Origin of the sequence: Burkholderia ubonensis (assembly GCF_001718695.1) — a bacterium.
GTDB classification, from domain to species: domain Bacteria; phylum Pseudomonadota; class Gammaproteobacteria; order Burkholderiales; family Burkholderiaceae; genus Burkholderia; species Burkholderia ubonensis_B.
On sequence record NZ_CP013421.1, the window covers coordinates 264,903 to 285,748 of the forward strand.

At 59.6% G+C, this 20,846-nt stretch carries 14 protein-coding genes and 7 pseudogenes; 12 read left to right on the plus strand and 9 right to left on the minus strand.

Features of this window, described 5'->3' with window-relative positions:
- Window positions 1-143 precede the first annotated feature (143 nt).
- Window positions 144-1,256 carry an EAL domain-containing protein gene (locus WJ35_RS16270; protein WP_069239518.1) on the plus strand — a complete coding sequence of 371 codons (1,113 nt, stop codon included), beginning with the start codon at window positions 144-146 and terminating at the stop codon, window positions 1,254-1,256.
- Window positions 1,257-1,372: 116 nt separating this feature from the next.
- Here WJ35_RS16270 and WJ35_RS31295 read toward each other — a convergent pair.
- Window positions 1,373-1,459, minus strand: a pseudogene (locus WJ35_RS31295) (plasmid pRiA4b ORF-3 family protein); the annotation flags it as partial.
- A 92-nt stretch (window positions 1,460-1,551) separates the two neighbouring features.
- Between WJ35_RS31295 and WJ35_RS16280 the strand changes: the two are divergent.
- A pseudogene (locus WJ35_RS16280) lies at window positions 1,552-2,684 on the plus strand (IS3 family transposase).
- A 211-nt stretch (window positions 2,685-2,895) separates the two neighbouring features.
- Here WJ35_RS16280 and WJ35_RS16285 read toward each other — a convergent pair.
- From WJ35_RS16285 to WJ35_RS16290, 3 genes and pseudogenes are all read right to left on the minus strand, one after another.
- Window positions 2,896-3,639, minus strand: coding sequence for a carbonic anhydrase family protein (locus tag WJ35_RS16285; RefSeq protein ID WP_045579196.1), 744 nt, complete (start codon window positions 3,637-3,639; stop codon window positions 2,896-2,898).
- A gap of 174 nt (window positions 3,640-3,813) precedes the next feature.
- A pseudogene (locus WJ35_RS30270) lies at window positions 3,814-4,064 on the minus strand (IS3 family transposase); the annotation flags it as partial.
- Between the two features lie 177 nt (window positions 4,065-4,241).
- Complete coding sequence (locus tag WJ35_RS16290; RefSeq protein ID WP_069239519.1) at window positions 4,242-5,321, minus strand: linear amide C-N hydrolase; 1,080 nt, start codon at window positions 5,319-5,321, stop codon at window positions 4,242-4,244.
- Between the two features lie 390 nt (window positions 5,322-5,711).
- On the opposite strand from WJ35_RS16290, the pseudogene WJ35_RS16295 reads away from it, so the two are divergent.
- The 5 genes and pseudogenes from WJ35_RS16295 to WJ35_RS16310 form a co-directional block, all read left to right on the plus strand.
- Window positions 5,712-6,121: pseudogene (locus WJ35_RS16295) on the plus strand (IS3 family transposase); the annotation flags it as partial.
- A 724-nt stretch (window positions 6,122-6,845) separates the two neighbouring features.
- Window positions 6,846-8,312 carry a metal-dependent hydrolase family protein gene (locus WJ35_RS16305; RefSeq protein ID WP_045579191.1) on the plus strand — a complete coding sequence of 489 codons (1,467 nt, stop codon included), beginning with the start codon at window positions 6,846-6,848 and terminating at the stop codon, window positions 8,310-8,312.
- A 121-nt stretch (window positions 8,313-8,433) separates the two neighbouring features.
- On the plus strand, window positions 8,434-8,607 hold the full coding sequence (locus WJ35_RS31300; protein WP_155121927.1) for a hypothetical protein: 174 nt from the start codon (window positions 8,434-8,436) through the stop codon (window positions 8,605-8,607).
- A 5-nt stretch (window positions 8,608-8,612) separates the two neighbouring features.
- Window positions 8,613-8,810 (plus strand): hypothetical protein, encoded by a 198-nt coding sequence (locus tag WJ35_RS31305; RefSeq protein WP_144410671.1) that lies wholly within the window; start codon window positions 8,613-8,615, stop codon window positions 8,808-8,810.
- Between the two features lie 325 nt (window positions 8,811-9,135).
- Complete coding sequence (locus tag WJ35_RS16310; protein WP_224383381.1) at window positions 9,136-10,746, plus strand: Na+/H+ antiporter; 1,611 nt, start codon at window positions 9,136-9,138, stop codon at window positions 10,744-10,746.
- Window positions 10,747-10,975: 229 nt separating this feature from the next.
- Here WJ35_RS16310 and WJ35_RS16315 read toward each other — a convergent pair whose 3' ends face one another.
- On the minus strand, window positions 10,976-12,667 hold the full coding sequence (locus WJ35_RS16315; protein ID WP_069239520.1) for a site-specific integrase: 1,692 nt from the start codon (window positions 12,665-12,667) through the stop codon (window positions 10,976-10,978).
- A 326-nt stretch (window positions 12,668-12,993) separates the two neighbouring features.
- On the opposite strand from WJ35_RS16315, the pseudogene WJ35_RS16320 reads away from it, so the two are divergent.
- Window positions 12,994-13,424 (plus strand): annotated as a pseudogene (locus tag WJ35_RS16320) (transposase); the annotation flags it as partial.
- A gap of 40 nt (window positions 13,425-13,464) precedes the next feature.
- Here WJ35_RS16320 and WJ35_RS16325 read toward each other — a convergent pair.
- Window positions 13,465-14,552, minus strand: a protein-coding gene (locus tag WJ35_RS16325; RefSeq protein ID WP_155121928.1) for an IS3 family transposase whose coding sequence is annotated in 2 segments (ribosomal slippage) — window positions 13,465-14,291 and window positions 14,291-14,552 — 1,089 coding nt in all. Because the reading frame shifts where the segments join, the coding sequence is not laid out codon by codon here.
- Window positions 14,553-14,701: 149 nt separating this feature from the next.
- Between WJ35_RS16325 and WJ35_RS16335 the strand changes: the two genes are divergently transcribed.
- A complete protein-coding gene (locus tag WJ35_RS16335; RefSeq protein WP_230459705.1) occupies window positions 14,702-15,424 on the plus strand; it encodes a helix-turn-helix domain-containing protein in 723 nt (240 codons plus the stop codon).
- On the plus strand, window positions 15,424-15,816 hold the full coding sequence (locus WJ35_RS31310; protein ID WP_155121929.1) for a hypothetical protein: 393 nt from the start codon (window positions 15,424-15,426) through the stop codon (window positions 15,814-15,816). The genes WJ35_RS16335 and WJ35_RS31310 overlap by 1 nt, the downstream gene beginning before the upstream one ends.
- Window positions 15,817-16,069: 253 nt before the next feature.
- On the opposite strand, the pseudogene WJ35_RS30275 reads toward WJ35_RS31310, so the two are convergent.
- Window positions 16,070-16,531, minus strand: a pseudogene (locus WJ35_RS30275) (IS5-like element IS402 family transposase); the annotation flags it as partial.
- 128 nt (window positions 16,532-16,659) lie between these two features.
- On the opposite strand from WJ35_RS30275, the gene WJ35_RS16345 reads away from it, so the two are divergent.
- A complete protein-coding gene (locus tag WJ35_RS16345; protein ID WP_069239522.1) occupies window positions 16,660-17,796 on the plus strand; it encodes an IS110 family transposase in 1,137 nt (378 codons plus the stop codon).
- Window positions 17,797-18,057: 261 nt separating this feature from the next.
- Here the strand turns inward: WJ35_RS16345 and WJ35_RS16350 are convergent.
- Together WJ35_RS16350 and WJ35_RS16355 are read right to left on the minus strand one after the other, a co-directional pair.
- Window positions 18,058-18,411: pseudogene (locus tag WJ35_RS16350) on the minus strand (IS5-like element IS402 family transposase); the annotation flags it as partial.
- 117 nt (window positions 18,412-18,528) lie between these two features.
- Entirely contained in the window at window positions 18,529-19,236 is a 708-nt protein-coding gene (locus WJ35_RS16355; RefSeq protein WP_069239524.1) for a succinate dehydrogenase/fumarate reductase iron-sulfur subunit, read from the minus strand.
- A gap of 507 nt (window positions 19,237-19,743) precedes the next feature.
- Between WJ35_RS16355 and WJ35_RS16360 the strand changes: the two genes are divergently transcribed.
- Window positions 19,744-20,796 (plus strand): NAD(P)/FAD-dependent oxidoreductase, encoded by a 1,053-nt coding sequence (locus tag WJ35_RS16360; protein WP_069239525.1) that lies wholly within the window; start codon window positions 19,744-19,746, stop codon window positions 20,794-20,796.
- Window positions 20,797-20,846 lie beyond the last annotated feature (50 nt).

The window sequence follows — 20,846 nt, forward strand, 5'->3', positions numbered from 1 at the left end:
GTCGCAGGGAAGGGGAGCCTTGAGGGATAAGGGGCTGCGCGACTAACCGCCAGAGTTTGCACGAAAAGTACGAATACCCCAATGCCGGTCAAGCGCCCGGCGGGGGCACGTAGATCGTCATCATTCCACCGTAGGGAGGGAACATGATCCAATGCGTAAAGGCGCTCATGCAACGTCGATTAGCCCAAGATATGCGGCGTCATGCGGATTCTGACCTTGGGCTCGCAGGCACGGTGTTGGCGGCGATCGCTCAAGACAGGGTGATGCTCTGGGCTCAGCCGATTGTGAGCGTGCGGGACGATGCAGCGGTGCTATATCACGAATGCTTGGTGAGAATCGTCGACGCGGACGGACTTCCGATCGTATATCCGTCAGAGTTCATACCCAGTCTGGAGCGGCTTGAATTGATGCGATTCGTTGATCGATATATCGTCAGCATGGCGATCGATTTAATGGATTCCAATGTCGATCTACGCTTAGGCATCAATATTTCTGCGCAAAGTGCAAATAATTTCCAGTGGTGGGAATCAATCTTCCTGATACTTGAAAATAGGCCAGATATTGCTTGTCGTCTGGTCGTTGAGATCACCGAAACCACGCAACTGTCGTCAGTGTCAGGGCGTATGTTCGTCGAACGCCTGCGTCTTAGCGGATGTGCCATTGCTGTGGACGATTTTGGCGATGGATTTAGTTTGGAGAATAGCACGCACATCGCACAACTCGACATCGTCAAGATCGCCGGTCGAATGTTACCGGCCGATTGCGGTGACCAGACGCAATGCAATCGGTTCAAGAAGTTGGTGGCCCGCGCCCGATGCCATGCAAAGCAGGTGGTGGTAGAGGGCATAGAAGGCATTGCCGGGCTGCGCACGGCCGTGTTGTCTGGGGCGCAATGGGTACAGGGTTATCACATCGGTAGGCCGGTACGATTGGGGAAGTCGGAATTCTCAACCGTCGGATCGATAGAGAAATCGCTGCAGCAGTTCGAGCGTATTGCGGATGCATTGATGGACTGGAAAGACGAAGAGAAGACGCGTGACGATGCGAGGCTCGCCTATGCGTTCGGGCTGTCAAGCGTATTGTATGGGCGACATTCTGCAATCGCCACGGGCTTGGGCAATGGCTTGAACGACGTGATTCGAATGAATTTTGTTAATTTGAATAAATCTGACCAGTTCCTACAGTGCTTTGTGAAGCTTGGGTTGGTCAATGGACAGACATTGGTCGATTCATTTGTATCGGGAACTTCTTCGTGACACCACAGTAGGCCGCGAAATTGCATTCGCGCGAAGTCGGTCAAATCTCAGCAATACATGGCAAGGTTAAGCCCCTGAGCGTAAGCGTGGAGCCGATACCATCTTGACGGCGTGAGTTACCGGTTCCCCCAACGATTGGATGCCATACGTAGCAGCGTGGCATTAGCAGCACGCAGATCGAACCGTTCGGCATCGACGCCGGGGCAACAGAGGTGGCCGCGCAAAATCGGACAGCGGGATAAGTGGAACGATCGGGGCTTGAGCCAGCGATAATGCAGGCAAAGAAACCGAGAAAATGACGAAACGAACTCGACGCACGCACTCAGCGACGTTCAAAGCGAAAGTGGCCCTGGCGGCAGTGAAGGGCGAGCGCACGCTCGCCGAATTGGCGCAGCAGTTCGATGTGCATCCGAACCAGATCACGGAATGGAAACGACAGTTGCAGGAGCGCGCGGCCGACGTGTTCGGTGCGGCCAGCCCGGTGTCGAGCGAGCCACCGGTAGACGTGAAGACCCTGCACGCCAAGATCGGCCAACTCAGCCTGGAAAATGATTTTTTAAGCGGTGCGCTCACCAAGGCCGGATTGCTGAGCGCAGAGCGATGATTGACCGTGGCCATGCGTTGCCGGTTTCGCAGCAAGTCCGGCTTGTTGGTATCGCGAGATCGAGCGCGTATTACCGGGCGCGGCCTGTCAGCGAAGTCGATGAACGGCTGATGCGCCGGATCGACGAACTGCATCTGGAGTTTCCGTTTGCCGGTGCGCGCATGCTGGCTCGCCTGCTGCGCCGGGAAAGCCACGAGGTTGGCCGCCGCGTACGCACGCTCATGAAGCGCATGGGCGTGGAGGCGCTGTACTGCAAGCCGAACACGAGTCGACGCAACGCGCAGCACAAGGTCTGGCCGTATCTGCTGCGCAGCACGAAGATCGAGCGGGCCAACCAGGCCTGGGTACTCGACACGACCTACGTCCCGATGGCGCGCGGCTTCGTGTATCTGACTGCGGTGGTGGACTGGGCCAGTCGCAAGATCCTCACGCACCGCGTGGCGATCACGCTGGAAGCCGTGCATGCCGTTGAAGCGCTGGAAGAGGCGTTCGCCCGCTATGGGCACCCCGACATCGTGAACACCGATCAGGGTAGCCAGTTCACGGCGGGAGCCTTCACCGAGGCGGTGCTGGGCCGAGGCGTGCGGCTGTCGATGGACGGCAAAGGGGCTGGGCGCGACAACGTGTTCGTCGAACGCGTGTGACGCAGCGTCAAATACGAAGAGGTTTACCTGCGAGCTTACGAGTCGGTCAGCCATGCCCGGCGCTCCATCGGCGACTACATTGAGCTGTACAACCGAAAACGGGCCCATTCGAGCCTGGCGGGTCGGACGCCCGATGAGGCATACTACGCGAGGCTGCCTGCGATCAAATCGGCAGCATGATTGCCTCGGACGTCCCACTTAAAAGTCTCAGAAAACTGGCCGAACGAGTGAGGCCACCTCTCTCGTGTGTCCGATCGCATTGCCCTCGCGTCACAGCTGCGAGCCATCGAGCACCTCGGTTGAACTCGGGACGGGTTTGCCGGCCGCTTGCTTTCGCCGCGCCCGAAGCAACCGAGGCTGTACTTCAAAGGGAGAAGCACGAAAGACCGGGTTAGCTCAGGAGGACCACCTTGCCGCCTACCAGGTGGTACATGGCGCCAACTATCTTGATCTTCCCGTTCTTTTCCAGGTCGGCCAGCACGCTGCTCCGGCGACGGATCTCGCTGATCGTCAGCTGAACGTTGGTCGTAGCGACCGCATCGACGAATTCATCGTTCTTGCTGCTCCGCTCACCCGTGTACGTCGTGCCGTCGACCGCCGGTTTGATTTTCGCAAGCAACTCCGTCAGATTGCCGAGTTCCACGCCGTCAATGGCCCCCTTAATTGCCCCACATGACGTGTGTCCCATTACCAGTACGACTTTGGAGCCGGCCACTGCACAGGCATATTCGAGACTGCCCAACAGGTCGTCGTTGGCGATGTTCCCAGCGACGCGAGCATTGAACGTATCGCCGATACCGGCATCGAGAATCACTTCCGCCGGAGCGCGCGAGTCAATGCAGCTCAGAATCACGGCGGCGGGGTATTGGCCGCTCACACTCGCCCGTTTCTGCGCGAGGTAGTCATGCGTTTGCATTTTCCCTGCACGGAATCGATCATTGCCCTTCTTGATCATTGCCAACACGTCGTCCGGCGTCATCGCATCACGCTGCGCCTTCGTCAAGGCTGCCGCGTCAGCGGCCTCGGGAAAAATCCCGCCGACGATTCCAAGTGCTGCAAGCCCCAGTGCAGATTTCAGGGTCGTGCGGCGCCCGATGTGATGCGCGGTACAGCATTCACTGTCTTGATGATTCATTTACACCTCTAGGATTTGGTTTTTCCATTACGGATGCTTGACGCATCAGAACACTACAATGAAAAGTGAACCGTTGCAATGGTAGGTTCGATAGATAGTTGCAAAGAGGTGGTCTCGCTTATTCCGAAAGTTTGACGTTGCTCGCGAATTTCGGATTCCTTGACGTTGTGCGGATTATGTCACCAGTTGGCTACGGGCGGCGTGCCAGTCCTGCTCGAATTGCATCTGGCTGACGTAGTTCAACGTCAAGTGCAAGCGCGAATGATTGTAGACGCTCAACCGGTCAATTACCTTGTCCATAGCTTCGCGACGCGCTGCCAAGCGCTGACCAAGGTTGCGCGCACGCTTGAGCGACCCCTCCAGGCTCTCGGTCGGCGCGTGTCGCAACAGTCTCCTCGGCGGCTCATCGAGCTGCGCATGCCGTATATCCCGCCCGCTGAAGCTGCGGCAAACTACTACAGGCAACTCAGAAATACCGATGACCTGCCTGCATTAACTTAAACCAACTGGTCTCCACGATTCCCGATGCGGTTCAGGCATCCGGCCCAAACGAGTCATGGCACTCCCGGAGTGGGTCCATCATGAAGCAGCGACGCCACGTCTCAGCGGAACTCACTCAGGTCGGTGCCGAGGAAGGGAAACGCGGGTGCGCGTTGAAAGTCCTTGGAGACTTCGCCGGCGAATAAATTGCGCTGATCCTTGCCGAGGTCGAGGCGTTTGACAGGTGCGCCTGCGGAGAAGTCGACCTTCTTGAGATCGACCCAGAAAGTACTCGGAGTGACGGCCGATTCGAAGAAGTAAAGCATGCGCTTGTGATCGGCAACGGTGCGCCAACGTGTGGACGATATATTCGGCTCGCCCGGGGTAGTGATCCCGAACGGCACCGATACGTTACGGATCACGCTGAAAACGCTGGCAAGTGCAATGGCGGGGTCCTCACTCTTAGGGATAGCGTTGACGTAGAACGAGGCGCGCGCGAACCGGTCAGCAGAGCGATTGGTGCCAGGCAGCCAGACGGTGCCGCCTATCTGCTTCCAATATTCGTTCAGTGCAAGCTGCTCGTCAAAGGTCGGTGAGTTCGTCGTGACCTGGTACTGCCGACCATGGTGGATGATCTGTTTGCCGCCGATGTACTCGACGATGGCGCTGTCGCCACTCGCGTCTGATATGGCGAGGTGCAGTGTGGCGAGGCGCTGTTCGCCGGGGACATTGTCAGTGACGATTGTGAACGGCTCCTTCTCGAGCGCAGCGACGGCTTCCGCGACGGTCGCAAAATTGTCCAGCACGTACTGCGCCCATGCTGCGATGGTGAGTCCAGGTTTCGAGTTTTTGTCAAAGTGGGGATATTGCGATTCGACCAGCCAGAGCAGTTCAGCCGCTAGCCCCTTTTCGTTCATGCCATCGGTGGTAGAGACGTCATAACCGGTAGCCACGACGCTACCGTATTTGGCGGTCCAGTTAAGAGAGTTCGGACCGGATTCACCGGTGCGGGCGATGCCACGCGGAAGGATGTAAAGATTGGTGGCGACGTCGAGTCTCCAGTCCATCGATCGGGCGGTGATAACGTCGTCGTTGTCACCGAGATAGACAACGCGTGTGCAGGCTAGCGATCCGGCCGGCTCGACGAGGAGCGTCGCTGCTGCGGCGAGACAGGTCAAAACGACGCAAAAAGGGCGGCGCATGGCAATTCCTCACGCTGTGTTAGTGATTACAGATTGCTCGAAGCCGACGCTCGCTGCGAAGGCGGCTCGCGTCCGCCTGCCGCGCATTGATCCCCCGAGCAATATCGCGTCGACAACATCTGAGGAAAAGGGAAGTATTGGATTTCCGCAATACAGTTGTCAACTAGGGAAATACTGATTTATCCGGCTCGGTGGTCATCGCTGACGCAGCCGAGTACGTTGTAGAACGTAGTTCACGGAACGAGTCCACGACGATGAAACGCCAGATGAGCTTTGCGGAAGCGGAAGGCACGGGCAAGAAGCAGAGGTGGCCGCGTAAATTCGGACAGTCGGATAAGTGGTTTGGCCGGGGCCAGAGCCAGAGATAATGTTGGCAAAGGAACCGAGGAAATGACGAAGATAACCCGACGGACGCACTCAGCGGCGTTCAAAGCAAAGGTGGCGCTGGCAGCGGTCAAGGACGAGCGGACGCTGGCAGAACTGGTGCCGCAGTTCGATGTCCATCCGAACCGGATTACCGAACGGAAACGGCAATTGCAGGAGCGCGCGTCGGACGTGTTCGGCGCGGCCGGGGCGCCGTCGAACGAACCGCCGGTTGATCTAAAATCGCTGCTCGCGAAGATCGGGCCGTTGACTCTAGAAAATGCATTTCTAAGCGGCGCGCTCGACAAGGCGGGATTGCTGAGCGCAAAGAAATGATCGACCGTAACTATGCCTGGTCGGCAGCGCAGCAGGCTAAGCTTGTCGCGATTTCCCGGTCGAGCGTGTACTACCAGCCGCAGCCGGTCGGCGAGGCGGATCGGATCGGTCATCGTCAGGAAGGCGGCATCATGCAGTCGTTCGGCTACGACGCAATGAGACGTCTTGCCCATCGATCGGGCTGGCCGGCTCGTTTCGACGAGAGGAAGGCGGTCTACCTGACGCCGGCTCCGGACTGAAAGGTCGAGCGCAAATCGTTCGAAGACGAAGGCTTCGGCCGGCTGGCGACGGCGCTCAACGACAATGCACGGGTGCGCCAGTTCTAGGATCCGGTCGGCAATCTGCTGCGCGAGCACGTGAACATGTCGTTCGATGAGGACTGCGCGCACGATCCGGCGGGCGAATGCGGCGTCGAGCACCTGTGGCAGTGCACGGACTGCTGCTGGATGGCAAACCGATTGCGAACTTCGAGCGCGACGACGTGCACTGGGAGACATCGCGCGAATTGGGCAACGGCCTGACACAGGTGACGCAGTACGACGCGGCCTGCCGGCAGACGTACAGGGCACGGGCGGCAAGGTCTTGGAGCGCCGCTATCAGTGCGACAAGGCGGGGCAACTGACCGATGACGTTGTCCGACCTGCCCGCACCGTATGCACCAGCCCGGATTCGACGTCCACGCCAATATGCGATTTCATGCCGAAGTGAGCGGCAGCGCCTTTTGCATCATCATCGACGAATTCCCGCAAGTTGACAGTGCCGTCGTATATGTAAAAAAATCGTGTCAATCTAATTCAACGAGTACGACGAGCTTCGGAGACCAACATGGCAGACAAGAATGACTTTGATAGTCAGCGGTTGCAGTATCAGTTCAGATGTAGTTGCCAAAGTCCTCTGGCCCATGCTGTTTGTCAGCGAGTAAGCGATGCGGTGTCGGGTCGCTTGGCTGGGCATGAGCTCGACTCGCATCTGGCTATGGGAGCAGCGGCCGGGCTGCTGGAGCTCGCCTCGTTCAATGTGCCGCGCCCCCCGCTCATCCTGCGCGGAGCGCGGATCTTCGACGGGAAGTCGAACAGCCTTGACGAAGGGCACGACATACTGGTCGCGGGCAATTGCATGGATTTGATTCCAACCGGGCAAGATGTGGGTGATGCGCAGGTGATCGACTGTGCGGAGCACGTCATCATGCCCGGCATGATCGATGCGCATTGGCATTCAATTCTTGCCGCCGTTCCACTTAACGAGGCAATGACTGCCGACATAACCTATATCTATCTTCTCGCGGCCCGAGAAGCTGAGCGGACCATAATGCGCGGCTTCACCACTGTTCGCGATGTGGGTGGTCCCTCCTTCGCATTGAAAAGGGCGATTGACGAGAATCGCATCATGGGTCCGCGGATCTTTCCCAGTGGGGCGATGATCTCTCAGACTTCAGGGCACGGCGACTTTCGCAGACGCAACGAGTTGCCGCGCACTGCGCTGTGCTCGCTCAGTGCAGCGGAAGTAGCCGGCATATCCTCGATCGCAGACGGTGTGCCGGACATGCTCAGAAGAGTGCGTGAACAGCTGATGCTAGGCGCGAGCCAGATCAAGATCATGGCGGGCGGCGGAGTGTCTTCCATGTTCGATCCGCTCGACTCGGTTCAATACACGGAAGATGAAATGCGCGCTGCCGTCGCCGCCGCGTCAGACTGGGGAACCTACGTCTGCGCGCATGTGTACACCTCGGCCGGGATTCGCAGAGCCTTGTCGTGCGGCGTGAAGTCGATCGAGCATGGTCAGCTAGCGGACGAAGAGACGGTCCGCCGGATTGGCGACGCTGGGGCCTGGTGGAGCCTGCAGCCGTTTCTGGCCGACGAGGACGCCAACCCGAAGGCGACCGACGCGCAACGGGCACAGCAGCAGGAAATTGCGGTTGGGACGGTGCGCGCCTTCGAGCTTGGACAAAAATATGGTGTGAACATGGCGTGGGGAACGGACGTACTATTCAATCCCGCAGGCGCCCTAACGCAAGGAAAACAGCTTTCCAAGCTGGCCCGCTGGTTCGAGAACATCGATGTTTTGCGGCTCGGCACGAGCCGCAATGCAGAACTTCTCGCCTTGTCCGGGTGCAGAAATCCTTATCCCGGGGCGCTTGGTGTCATCCAACCACGCGCGTTGGCAGACATCCTAGTCATCAATGGCAATCCGCTTGAAAATCCGTCACTTATCGCCGATCCTGAGCGAAACATCAAGATCATCATGAAGGACGGTCGCATCTATAAGAATACCATGTCGCCGCGCCATCAATAGGCTGGGCGGTTGTAAAACTCTGGAAGGTCAATAGAGGAGCGATGATAGAATCGACGTGAGACGTTTCTTGTAGCCATCCGGCAAGGGAGTTCTCTTTTTTCCTCGAGATAAGGAGAACTCGATGAAGAAGCGATTTATCGACGAGCAGGTCATCCGCATCTTGCGCGAGGCCGAGAGCCGGGACGAGCCGGTGAAGGATCTACGCAAGCACCGCGGCATTTCGAAGCTGCCGGCAAATACCCGAGATATTCGCGACGTTACGCGGCGAGCGGTATCTGTGGTGGCAAGGAGTTGACGAGCATGGCGCTGACCTCGAGATGCTGGCGAAAATATCGGTGCAACAAGGCCACAGCAAAGCGCTTCTTTCGGAGGATGCTGCGTTCAATCGCAGTGTCGCGCACGATCGTTACCGCGCAGCTGCGCGGCTATGCGGCGGCGAAGGCTTACATTCCCGATCTCGAACACGCGAAGCGGGCGCCGATACGGCTGCATGCGTGAATGACTAGCCGAGAGCCCGTCAGCCGACCTACGGCGCGTACGTCAGATGTCGGGCTTCGCGATGTGCATCGCGTGCGGGCGTTTCGACCATGCTTCGGGCCGATCCGACAGTACTTTTGCGTCGCCCAGATGTCTACGAACGTCAACTTGACGGAATCGACGATACTTGTTTGAGCAAGGTGCCCTTCGAATCATTGAAGATTGCGTGAACGCCGATCTTCGCCATTGAGCATTACACCGTTCGCGACGAAATGGAGCGCTGGTCTCGCGCTGATATTGAACAGATAAAGGGGGCGATTTGGAGAGCGTTAGTATTGCTATTACTATGCTGGTTGCCGTGCTGATCAGCGGCGCCATAATTCGCGTTCTGCCGTTGGCGATACCGCTTCCGTTGCTCCAGATTTCTCTGGGCTTTCTGATAGCCGGTGTTTTCAAAGGTGGCGTCAAGCTCGATCCTGACCTATTTTTTCTACTGTTCTTGCCGCCACTGCTGTTTTTGGACGGATGGCGGATACCGAAGGACTTGCTGCGACGTGACAAGCTCGGAATCTTTCAGCTCTCTGTTGGACTGGTAATTCTGACCGTTGTCGGCGCCGGTTACGCCATTCACTGGATGATTCCCTCGATGCCGTTGGCCGTCGCGTATGCGCTCGCAGCCATCATTTCGCCGACCGATCCGGTGGCGGTGGCCGGCATCACGCACCGACTGGCCATTCCTCGACGTATCACAGCGATCCTAGAAGGTGAGGCACTGTTCAACGACGCGAGTGGGTTGGTCGCATTCCGCCTTGCGGTTGCGGCAGCGATGACTGGCGCATTTTCTCTATCGTCGGCGGCCATCTCATTTCTCTGGGTGGCGGGTGCAGGCCTTGCGACCGGTGCGCTCGTCACCTCCGCCATCACGTTGCTTCGAGACGGTTTCACAAGACGCTTTGGGGCGGAGCCGCGCTCCGAGGTTCTATTAAGTCTCTTGATTCCCTTCGCTGCGTACTTCCTGGCCGAGCATATCGGCGCCTCGGGCATTTTAGCTGCCGTGGCGGCCGGCTGGACCGTAAGCCGCGCGGAGTTGTCGGGACGGGTCAGCGCGTTTGCGCGCATGCAGCGCCAGATCGTTTGGGACATGATGCAGTTCACACTCAACGGAATCATGTTCGTGCTGCTCGGCGAACAGTTGCCCGGTATTTTCAAGGCTGCCGCCCAGCTCGTGATGCAGATTGGGGGCCACGAGGCAGGGTCGCTGCTTGCATATGCATTTATTGTCTGGCTCATGCTGGCGGTCTTGCGCTTCGCATGCATTTTCGGTTCAGTCTGGCTCGCCCGGATCATACGCGGAATGACACCGCCTCCCGAGGCGCGGGCCACGCCGCGCATCATGTTGGCGCTATCGTTGGGAGGAGTGCGCGGTGCGGTGACGTTGGCCGGCGTAATGACACTTCCACTGGCTCTGCCTAACGGCGAGGCGTTTCCCTCGCGCGACCTGGCTATTTTTCTTGCTGCTGCAGTGATTATCATCTCCTTGATCGCCGCGACGCTCGGCTTGCCATGGTTGCTCAAAGGCATTGGGCAACCGCGATCATCACCACACCTGCGGCAGTGGGAAGTCGCACGACAGGCGGCTCAACGCGCAGCTGTAAACCGCGTTTCATCGATACTTGACGAGCAGCAAGAGAGGGGATCTTCGCAAGAGGCGCACGCATACATGCATGTAGTCGATCAGGTGCTGGCCGGTCTGCATGAACCGCTCGCCGACTCTCCCGAGCGTTCGATCGGCGGTCGGGCGCGTGTGGGACGAGATGTTGAACTGAGGGTGATGCGGGCTGTTATTGAAGCGTCTCGGGATGCCATTTACAAGCTTGCGCTCGACCATGAAATTTCAGACGAGGTAGCGCGTGACATGGTCGGAATGCTGGACTTGGAAGAGGTGCGATTGCCCTGAACGGCAGGCCTGAACCGGACATTTCTGACTGGCTCAACGCGACATATGAACTTGGAGCTACGCCAGTGTCATACCCAGATTCAGATGTCGCAGCGCCAGCTAAATACAAATGTCGCATGTTTCGTCGACTTTCTGAGGGTCGGCCGGGATTCGTGAAATTTTCGCCAAAATGCCCTTATCCAACTGATCTAGAGGGGGAATTTTCCTCCTCGATCGAATCGACCGTACGCTAGACTTTGCGTGCTTCAAATGCTTGATCGAACTGCCGCGCCCGCTGGACCTCATCGCTGTGCAGGTAGGTCGACGTCGTCGATATCGACGCATGACGGAGATTGTCGCGCACCATGATCAGCTCCGCGCCACGGGCCAGCGCGTGCGTCGCATGTGTGTGCCGCATCCAGTGTGGGCTTGCGCGCCGAAGCTTCTCGGCCGTCGCTGGCCGTTCATCCTGGATCGCGTCGGCCGCAAACCGAAAGAAGCGCCGCAGCACGCGCCAGAGCCTTGCACTCTCGATGCCGGCGCCGTCCTCCTCGAGGTTCGCGACCAGCGGTGTGATCGGGTTCCAGCGGGACGGCGTCACCGGCAGCCCGCGCTGGACCAGAGACTGATCCAGCGCGGATCTCGCCAGCGCAGGCAGCGCCACCTTGCCGGGTTTGCCGCCCTTGCCGATTACATGTAGCCAGTGATCCCCGCGGTCGTCGCGTCGAATGTCGCCGAGCGTGGCGTCGACGAACTCGCTGGCTCGCAGACCGGTCGCGTAACCGAAGTCGAGCAGGAAGCGCAGACGCTGCGCGGCCGGCGCGCCCCAGCGATACGACCATTCCAGTCCGTCGGCCAATGCGCGGATCAACAGCCACTCGCCTTCCGTGAAGCCACGGGCAACATCCAGCCCCGTACGCGCCGCGGCACCACGAACCTTGACGCCCGCAAACGGATTCGCCAGCACATAGCGCTGCTCGACCAGCCAGCGGAACATCGCTGACAGGACTGTGAGCGCATACGCTGCCGAACGCGCCGATAGCGGGCCGCTGAACGGCCGCCATTCGACGCTTTGTCGCGGCCGTGATGGTCCGACCCAACGCTCGCGCGGCGCCGGCCGCCCCAAGAACCCGCGGTACGCGATCGCGTCGTCGGTCGTCAGCGACGACAACGCTCGGCCACGTTCAACGATCGCCCACAGGATCAGACGTTCGGCCTCCTTCCGGTAGGCGCGCTGGGTCGCCGCAGACTCGTGCAGCGACAACCACGACCGGACCGCTCCATAGTCGTTCGATGCGCTCAGCAGACAAGCGGCCTGTGGTGCACGGAACTGCCCGCGCGAGCCATCGACTTCGTGTGGCACGCGAATCTGTTCCCACGGCACGACGATGCCGGACGGCGCCGCAGCGATCAATGCGCGTGCCCGCTCAGTCAGTGCGCGATGCGCCGCAAAGAAAGCCTCGATATGCCGTGCACTCGCGACGCCGAGTCCGGCGATTGCCGACCACCAGCGACGTCGCCGCGGAATCCGCACGGTCAGGTCCGCGAGTGTCCGAATGCCGTGCGCGTGGAGAGCATCGGCTATGCGCGGCGGCAGCCATTCCTCGACGGCATCGGTGATCAGGGGAACCGGCACGGGCAGATTGCGGAGCGCCTCGATCACGCGGGCGACGCTGTCGGCCGATGCGCTCGTCGGACGAGCAACGAACGCCGCCGCCAGGTCCTCGCGATGGCGGCTTCGCGCGAACGCGACAAGTCGCTGACGAATGCGGCCGAGGATGCCACGCGATGACCCGCCGGCGGCTCGGCGATCGCCCAGATAGCGGGCGACGGCGGCCCTCGCGTCCAGGCCGGCGTACCAGCCGCGCAGTGCGGCGAGCTCCGCTTCCTCGGGGAAGTCGGGCTTGTTCTCGTCGACGGAATGGGTCTCACGCGTTTTCATGATCGCCAGTTTAGATGCTTTTCAATGATGGGCAGATAATAACTCTTATCCGTCTAGATATTATTTCGACCGGTCATTCAACTGTTGATCCCCTGACCATTCGGCTGAAACGTCGGAACGATGTACGTCGGCGCGCATTACTGGCCGGCTTAGGCTTCGACTCCATTTCGAACCGCTTCTCAGCGGACACGTGAATCCGATCTGAGTCAATTAGCCGCATGGTCGAACGGATGCAAGCTGTCCACCTCGCAAAGCCCGTGCTGGCGTGAGGCCGGTCGGAAAAAATGGAAGCCAACGTTTCGTAAAATCGAGAAACGGAGGCATGGATGAATCGAATTCCAAGAGCGGTCTATACGAAGGAGCTTCGCGACGAAGCGGTCAAGTTGGCGTTGGCCGAAGGTGTGGGGGTATCGGAAGCTTCCCGGCGCTTGTCGATCCCAATCAAGACGCTGGCAAACTGGGTGCGCGCGGCGAAGGCCGGTAAGCTGAAAGATGTCGGCCGGCACCAGAGGCCACTGACGGAAATGGAGGCCGAGCTGGCGCAGGTCAAGCGCGAACTGGCCGAGGTCAAAATGGAGCGCGATCTGCTAAAAAAGTTCGCGACGTACTTCGCGAAGGAGTCGCGGTGAAGTACGGCGTGATCGAACAAATGCGACAGGACTATCCCGTGCCGCCGATGTGCCGCGTGCTGGGTGTATCGGTGAGCGGCTACTATGCGTGGCGCAAGCGCGGGCCGTCCGAAAGAACGCAGCAGGAGCGGTAATCCCCCCGCTTTTAACGCGAGTCAGAAGTAGAGACTATGCCGCGGCCATGAGCCGCTGTTTCGGCGTCACGCCGCCAAGGCCCATGTTAGGGCGCTCGTGATTGTATTGCCACATCCACTCGGTTGCGAAGTGCTGCACGTGCGCGAGGTCGTCCCAGTAGTACTGCGACAGCCATTCATAGCGCACTGTCCGGTTGAATCGCTCCACGTAGGCGTTCTGCTGCGGCTTGCCAGGCTGGATGTAGTTCAATGCAATGCCCTGTCTGGTGGCCCACTGCGTGATCGCATCGCTCAAATACTCTGGACCGTTGTCGCAGCGTAACGCCATCGGTTTTCCCCGCCAGCCGATGATCTGCTCCAGTGCCCGAATGACGCGCGCCGAGGGCAACGAGAAGTCGATCTCGATTCCCAATGCTTCTCGGTTGAAGTCGTCGATCACGTTGAACAGCCGGATACTGCGGCCGTCCTTCAACTGATCGTGCATGAAATCCATCGACCATACCGCATTCACCGACGCCGGCACGATCAGCGGCTCCGGCGCCTGCCGTACGAGCCGCTTGCGCGGCTTGATGCGCAGGTTCAACTCCAGTTCTCGATAAATCCGGTACACGCGCTTGTGGTTCCAGCCGAATCCCTTCACGTTGCGCAGATACAGGAAACACAGCCCGAAGCCCCAGTTGCGATGATTGTCGGTCAGCCGTAGCAGCCAATCGGCAATCTGTTCGTTCTCCGCATTGCGCTGCCGCTCATAGCGGTAGCACGTTTGGCTTATGCCAAATGCCTCGCACGCAAGCCGGATCGACACACCCCGGCTCGCTACTGCTTCTCTGGCCATCTCGCGGCGGGTAGATGGCCTCAGTCTTTTTTTGCTAGCGCCTCCGCGACGATCTCCGCCTTGATCTTCTCTTCGACATACATCTTGCGCAGTCGCGCGTTCTCCGCTTCCAGCTCCTTCATCTTGGCCATCAGCGACACGTCCATCCCGCCGTACTTGCTGCGCCAGTTGTAGAAGGTCGCCGTGCTAACGCCCAACTCCCGACAAATCTCCGGCACCGCCACCCCAGCTTCCGCGCGCTTGAGCGCTTCCATGATCTGGCTATCCGTGAACTTCGACTTCTTCATCGCGTAGAACTCCCTTTGCTGGAAATTCTACTTCTGATCCCGCCTACTGAACGGGGGTATTACCAACCGACCACGGGAGGCAGGCGTCAAACATCGCCTGCAAGACGTGCGCGATGGCAGGACTATGCACCCGCAGTTCAATTGACAACTTGACCCACGAGCGGCTCAACGCCGCCGTGCATTGCGTCCGTACCGTGCATCGCGGGCACGCCCTGTATCGCTCTGGCGACACCTTCGCGAGCATCTATGCTATTCGCGCGGGTTCGTTCAAGACCGTGGTCATGCATCAGGAGGGGCATGAGCAGGTCACGGGATTCGGCATCGTAGGCGACACGCTTGGCATCGATGGCATTGCCACCGGCAGACACAGTTGTGAGGCGATTGCGCTGGAAGACAGTTCCGTGTGCGCGATGCCGTTTGACCTACTCGAGATGCTGTGCCGGGAAGTGAAGGCAGTCCAGCGCCATGTGCATCAGATGCTGGGCGCTGAAATCGTGCGCGAGTCTGTCCTCATGATGCTGCTGGGCACTACGACGGCTGAGGCGCGGGTGGCCACCTTTCTCGTCGACCTGTCGAAGCGTTGGCAGGCGCGCGGCTACTCCGCTGCTGCTTTCACACTGAAGATGACGCGCGAGGAGGTTGGCAGCTACCTCGGCCTGAAACTCGAGACAGTCAGCCGGATGTTGTCAAAATTGCAGGGGCGAGGGCTGATCGAGGTACGTGGCAAGGATCTCCGGATTCTCGATATTGACGGGTTGCAGAAGCTGGCGACAGACGTTGGCCCTGCTACCTTCCGGGGTCAACCGCACCGGGAGGTATTCGGGTACGCGCCTGATGTTCGCTTGCCAGAACATCGGCTAGGAGCACATTGATGGAATCTCCCTACGAAATCGAAGGCATTGCATCCCGACAGGTCGACCATGTCGCCACCCAGCGGTATGTGCAAGCACGGCCTTCAGACCGGACCGCGCTGGAATTCGGTACGTCTCCCACTTGCGCCACGAATTTCCCGATGCTGACGCCGCACGAGATCGCCACGCTCATGCTCGTCGCTCATGCACCTGAGCAGGTCAGCATCGAGCGGCCCGACCTGCTGCCATTGTTGAACGGCAATCTGGTCAAGATTGACCGGTGTCGCAGATGCCGGGGCAAACCTCAGATGACGCCGTTGGGAGAAGCTCTCGTTGTCCGGCTTTGTAAAACAACGCGCCGGGCCTCGAAAGATGCCTTATCAAACCTTGATCGCAGTCGAGACCCTCACTGAGGCCCATCATGCAAATCTCCCATGAAGCTGAGCGCGTGGCCCGACAGCGGGCCGATCACCTGGAAGCCCTGATCGACGAGGCGGGGGCGGAGAGCTTCCCGGCAAGCGATCCCCCTGCTGTCCACCCGGAACGCTCGCCAGTCACAACGAACGTGCCGCCCGGTAGCGGGCCGCGAGTACCATCATAGATCAGTTGCTGAAGGCGGGGTGGCCCAGGCCGGCACCCGTCCTGACTTCACTGTAAGAGACGGTTTCATAAAGACTGATCGGCCCGCCGAAGGGTATTCCAGCAGATCAGACAGCAACCGAGTTTGAGGAACGCGCCGTGAATGTCTGCACGGCGCTCGAAACGAATACGGAGACGACGGAAGTGATGCAGCCAGGCATGCGTGCGTTCGACGACCCAGCGATATTTGCCAAGGCCGCTGCCATGTTCGGTACGGCGCTTGGCGATCACTGGCTCGATACCGCGATCGCGCAACGCGCGCCGATGTCGCTCGGAGTCGTAACCGCGATCCGCGTAGACCACACGCGGCCGCTGCAATGGGTGGCCACGCAATCCGCGGATCGGCGGAATCGCGTCGATCAGCGGCAGCAATTGCGTGACGTCGTTGACGTTCGCGCCGGTCAGGATCGCGGCGAGCGGCGTACCGTTGGCGTCGGTGACGATGTGGTGCTTGGAACCGGGTCGCGCGCGATCGGTGGGGTTTGGCCCAGGCAGTATGACTTTCCGTGAGCTACAGGCTGGCCCGACGTGGGGAGTCAAACGCGGGTTAGCATTGCTGCCAGAGCCGCACGGTGTGGACGGCGCCACACCCGGCGATTTCCACCACGGAGGCCAGCATGGAACACGATAGCACGGTGTACGTTGGGTTGGATGTCCACAAAGAGTCGATCACGGTCGCCTACGCGGTCGGCATGGGCGATGTGGAATTGCTAGGCCGGATCGGCACTGCCAAGGGTGATATCGATCGTCTGTGTAAACGCCTGCGTTCCAAGGGACGACAGGTACACGTCGTCTACGAGGCGGGCCCGTGCGGTTATGGACTCTACCGGCAGTTGGTTGAAGAAGGATTCGAATGTATGGTGTGTGCACCGTCGCTGATCCCGAGGAAACCTGGTGAGCGCGTCAAAACGGACCGCCGTGACTCAGTCAAACTGGCGCGCGCACTGCGGGCTGGTGATCTGTCGGCGGTGTATGTCCCCGGGATTGAAGACGAGGCTTTTCGCGACTTGGCCCGTGCGTGGGTGACCGCCAAGGATGATCTGAAGCAAGCCCGGCAACGGCTCAAGTCGTTTCTGCTCTCGCATGGCGTTCGGTATCCGGGCAAAGCCGACTGGGGATCTTCATATCGACGCTGGATAAGCCAACATTCGTTCAGCAACGAATGGCAACAGTTAGCATTCGAAGAGCATCGCCATACTCTTGCCGACCGGATGGCGCAATGTGAGCGTCTTGAGGCGGCATTGCGCGACGCGGTAGTCGACTGGCGGTTCTACCCTGCCGTCCTGGGGTTGCAGGCAATGCGCGGCGTCCAGTTCACCACGGCTGTAGGGATGCTCGCCGAAGTGGGCGATCTCTCCCGCTTCGAACATCCGCGACAGCTGATGGGCTGGCTTGGTGTGACGCCATCGGAACACTCCTCGGGCGATAAGCGACGGCAAGGCGGCATAACCAAGACCGGCAACAGCTATGCCAGGAAGTTGTTGATCGAGGCAGCCTGGAGCTACCGACATCAGGCACGCGTGAGCGAAAACATTGAACGTCGGCATGCGGGTCTCCCCAAGCGCATCATTGATCGTGCCTGGGACGCACAGGTTCGACTCTGTCGACGTTATCGAAAATTAGCAGCGCGCGGGAAAAACGCCAATATCGCGGTCGTGGCGGTTGCCCGGGAGCTTGCAGGATTCATCTGGGACATTACGCGAATGTCTATGGCGCTCGCCGTCCCGCGTACTGAACTGACCGCAAGAACTTGACGAACAATTGAAGGAGTTTCCTGAAGGCGGCGTAGCCCGGTACTCGAGCAACCCGCGTAAAAACATCGCAATGGGTGTAGCCCGATTTGCGTGCCCAGGAAGCGGCAGGCTCATGAGACGGACCTCTGTAATGCGGTAACCAACCCGCGGATATCAGTGTGATTCACCGTCGGTATTACTGCTACGCCGCCCTCAGGAAATTCCTATGTTTAATGGGAAAACCAAAAAACCGATCCCGATTGACATGGAAAGTCATATCAGTTTTTGGCCTGCCCCAACGGCGCGAATCGATGATGAATCGACGGCGGCTCGTGAGAAGTCGATCTGGTCCGCTGCGCGCAGCTTTGCGAGCAGTAGCTCGTGCAAGCGATCCCAGACACCGGCTGCTTGCCAATCGCGCAGCCGGCGCCAACATGTCACGCCCGAGCCGCATCCCATCTCGGCCGGCAGGTCGCGCCAGCGTAGTCCGGTCTTGAGAACGAACAGGATGCCGGTCAGCGCGGCGCGATTCGAAACAGGCAGGCGGCCCGGGTTCTTCTCGCGCCGCGGCTTGGGTGGCGGCAGTAACGGCTCGATCAGTGTCCACAATTCATCGTCGATGATCGGCTTGGCCATCTCCTCAGTCTCGGTTGTTCCGATGCCTGAGGTTAACAGCTCACCGCGAAAGTTAACAGCCCCACGGGGCCTTTTTGAAACCGTCTCTAACAGCCTCCCTGCATCAGTTTTCGGTACTCAGATCGTCCGGTGCGCAAGCATGGTGCGGATCTCGCCGATCGCTCTGGCCGGGTTCAGGCCTTTGGGGCAGACGTCCGTGCAGTTCAGTATCGTCCGGCACCGGAAGAGGCGATACGGATCGTCAAGATTGTCCAGCCGCTCGCCCGTGCCCACGTCGCGGGAATCGACCAGAAAGCGGTAGGCCTGCAGGAGGCCGGCAGGACCGACATATTTGTCTGGATTCCACCAGTACGAGGGGCACGCGCTGGAACAGCACGCGCACAAAATACACTCGTAGAGGCCGTCGAGTTGATCGCGTTCCTCGGGCGACTGGCGCCTTTCTCGTTCGGGTGGGGGAGTGTCGTTGATCAGATAGGGCTTAATCGAGTGGTACTGCTTGAAGAACGCAGTCATATCCACGATCAGGTCGCGAACGACCGGCAACCCGGGCAGCGGACGCAACACCGTATGGCGGGGGAGATCGTTGAGGTTGGTGACGCAGGCAAGCCCGTTCTTGCGGTTAATGTTCATCGCATCCGAGCCGCACACGCCTTCACGACACGAACGCCGAAAGCTGAGCGTCTCGTCCTGTGCTTTGAGCCGGACAAGTACATCGAGCAACATCCGGTCAGCATCGGCAACCGCTATCTCATACGTTTGCATGTACGGCCTGGGATCCCGGTCCGGATCGTAGCGGAAAATTTCAAAGGTTCTTGTGTCACTCACGATGTTCCTCCTCGGTGGAACGGATCTCGTAGCTAGCGCGCGTTGTCCCCTACGCCACTCCACCCCGGTCAAGCGCGGACCGACGGTATCCCAAACGGAGAATCCGGTCACCGCCGTGCTCCGTTCATAGTTCGCCTTGGTCAGACGCCGTCAACACTTGGAAGCCATGGCCGTTCCGCCAAAAATTGGACGCAATTTAGCAGGAGGGCTGGATCATGTTCCGTCCGACTTGCCGCGGCAGTCACATCGCGTCATGGACCGCTGACTCTCACCCTATCGATCGGAAATTGGAGGACTTTGCTCCACGTCAAGACATTCACTTTATATCACAGCATGATGTATATTGGCAGTCGCGATAATGGCCAAAAGCAGGCCGGGGCCGTTTGACCTGAGAGTAGTCGATGCGCGCTGGCATGTCGTCGTTGCAAGTGCTGTACCGGCTCGGTAGGGGGAAAGGCGGCAGGCGCAATGGTGCGACCCGCATGACATTCATGAGGAATACACGTGATGCCCCCGGAAACTTCGTCTGTTGCAAATCCTTTACGAACCGACGTGCTGATCGTCGGCGCAGGTCCCGTTGGCCTGTTCGCCGCGTTCGAGGCAGGTGTGATCGGTCTCTCGTGCCGGATCGTCGACGGGATCGAGCACCCTGGTGGTCAGTGCATCGAGCTATATCCGGACAAGCCGATCTACGATATCCCTGCCATACCCTCGTGCACGGCACGCGATCTCGTAGATCGCCTCGTCGAGCAATGCCGGCCCTTCGATCCCCCGATGCATCTCGGGCAGCGCATCGAGACGCTCGATGCGCTCGAGGGCGGTCGATGGCTTGCCCGTACCGATGGGGGCTGTGCGTTTGACGCCGCGGCGATCTTGATTGCTGCCGGCAACGGCGCGTTCGTGCCCCAGCGGCTCACCCTCGGCGAAGCGGCGCTCCTTGAAGGCCAGTCCGTCCATTACAGCGTCTCCGACATGAACAGCTTTGCCGGAAAGAACGTCGTGGTCGCGGGCGGCGGCGACTCGGCGCTCGACTGGGCGCTGGCACTTCGCTCGGTCGCGCGACGCGTCACGCTCGTCCACCGGCGCAGCGGCTTCAGCGCGACGGACTCGAGCGTCGCTCGGTTGCATCAGGCGGTCGCGGCAGGTGAGATGGATTTCGTGGTCGGCACGATTGCCGGGCTGAACGCGCCCAGGGGGACGCTCGAATCGCTCGAGGTTCACCAGATCGGCGGCTCGGTGCGCCTCGACGCCGATCAATTGCTCGTGCTGTACGGACTCGTCGCGGACCTCGGTCCGATCGCCAACTGGGGGATCGCCGTGCAGGCCGGACGGATCGTCGTCGATACGTCATGCTACGAAAGCTCGCGGCCGGGCATCTTCGCGGCAGGCGACATCGCCGGCTACCCGAACAAACAGAAACTTATCCTGTCCGGGTTTCATGAAGCTTCGCTCGCGCTGCGCAAGGCATACACCTATGCATTTCCCGACAAAAAGCGGGTGCATGTGCATTCGAGCTACGACGCAAAGCTTGCCGCGCGCGTGGCCGCTGTTCATCCGTAGCTGAGGCCCGAGATGTCACAACGCTTTACACGCATATCCGCCGACCACAC

Excerpts from the sequence above, each read along its gene's own strand:
- WJ35_RS16305 (WP_045579191.1), top strand. The coding sequence starts at position 6,846 with ATGGCAGACAAGAATGACTTTGATAGTCAGCGGTTGCAGTATCAGTTC.
- WJ35_RS31305 (WP_144410671.1), top strand. The coding sequence starts at position 8,613 with ATGGCGCTGACCTCGAGATGCTGGCGAAAATATCGGTGCAACAAGGCC.
- WJ35_RS16270 (WP_069239518.1), top strand. The coding sequence starts at position 144 with ATGATCCAATGCGTAAAGGCGCTCATGCAACGTCGATTAGCCCAAGAT.
- WJ35_RS16315 (WP_069239520.1), bottom strand. The coding sequence starts at position 12,667 with ATGAAAACGCGTGAGACCCATTCCGTCGACGAGAACAAGCCCGACTTC.
- WJ35_RS16285 (WP_045579196.1), bottom strand. The coding sequence starts at position 3,639 with ATGAATCATCAAGACAGTGAATGCTGTACCGCGCATCACATCGGGCGC.
- WJ35_RS31310 (WP_155121929.1), top strand. The coding sequence starts at position 15,424 with ATGGAATCTCCCTACGAAATCGAAGGCATTGCATCCCGACAGGTCGAC.
- WJ35_RS16345 (WP_069239522.1), top strand. The coding sequence starts at position 16,660 with ATGGAACACGATAGCACGGTGTACGTTGGGTTGGATGTCCACAAAGAG.
- WJ35_RS16310 (WP_224383381.1), top strand. The coding sequence starts at position 9,136 with ATGCTGGTTGCCGTGCTGATCAGCGGCGCCATAATTCGCGTTCTGCCG.
- WJ35_RS16290 (WP_069239519.1), bottom strand. The coding sequence starts at position 5,321 with ATGCGCCGCCCTTTTTGCGTCGTTTTGACCTGTCTCGCCGCAGCAGCG.
- WJ35_RS16360 (WP_069239525.1), top strand. The coding sequence starts at position 19,744 with ATGCCCCCGGAAACTTCGTCTGTTGCAAATCCTTTACGAACCGACGTG.
- WJ35_RS31300 (WP_155121927.1), top strand. The coding sequence starts at position 8,434 with ATGAAGAAGCGATTTATCGACGAGCAGGTCATCCGCATCTTGCGCGAG.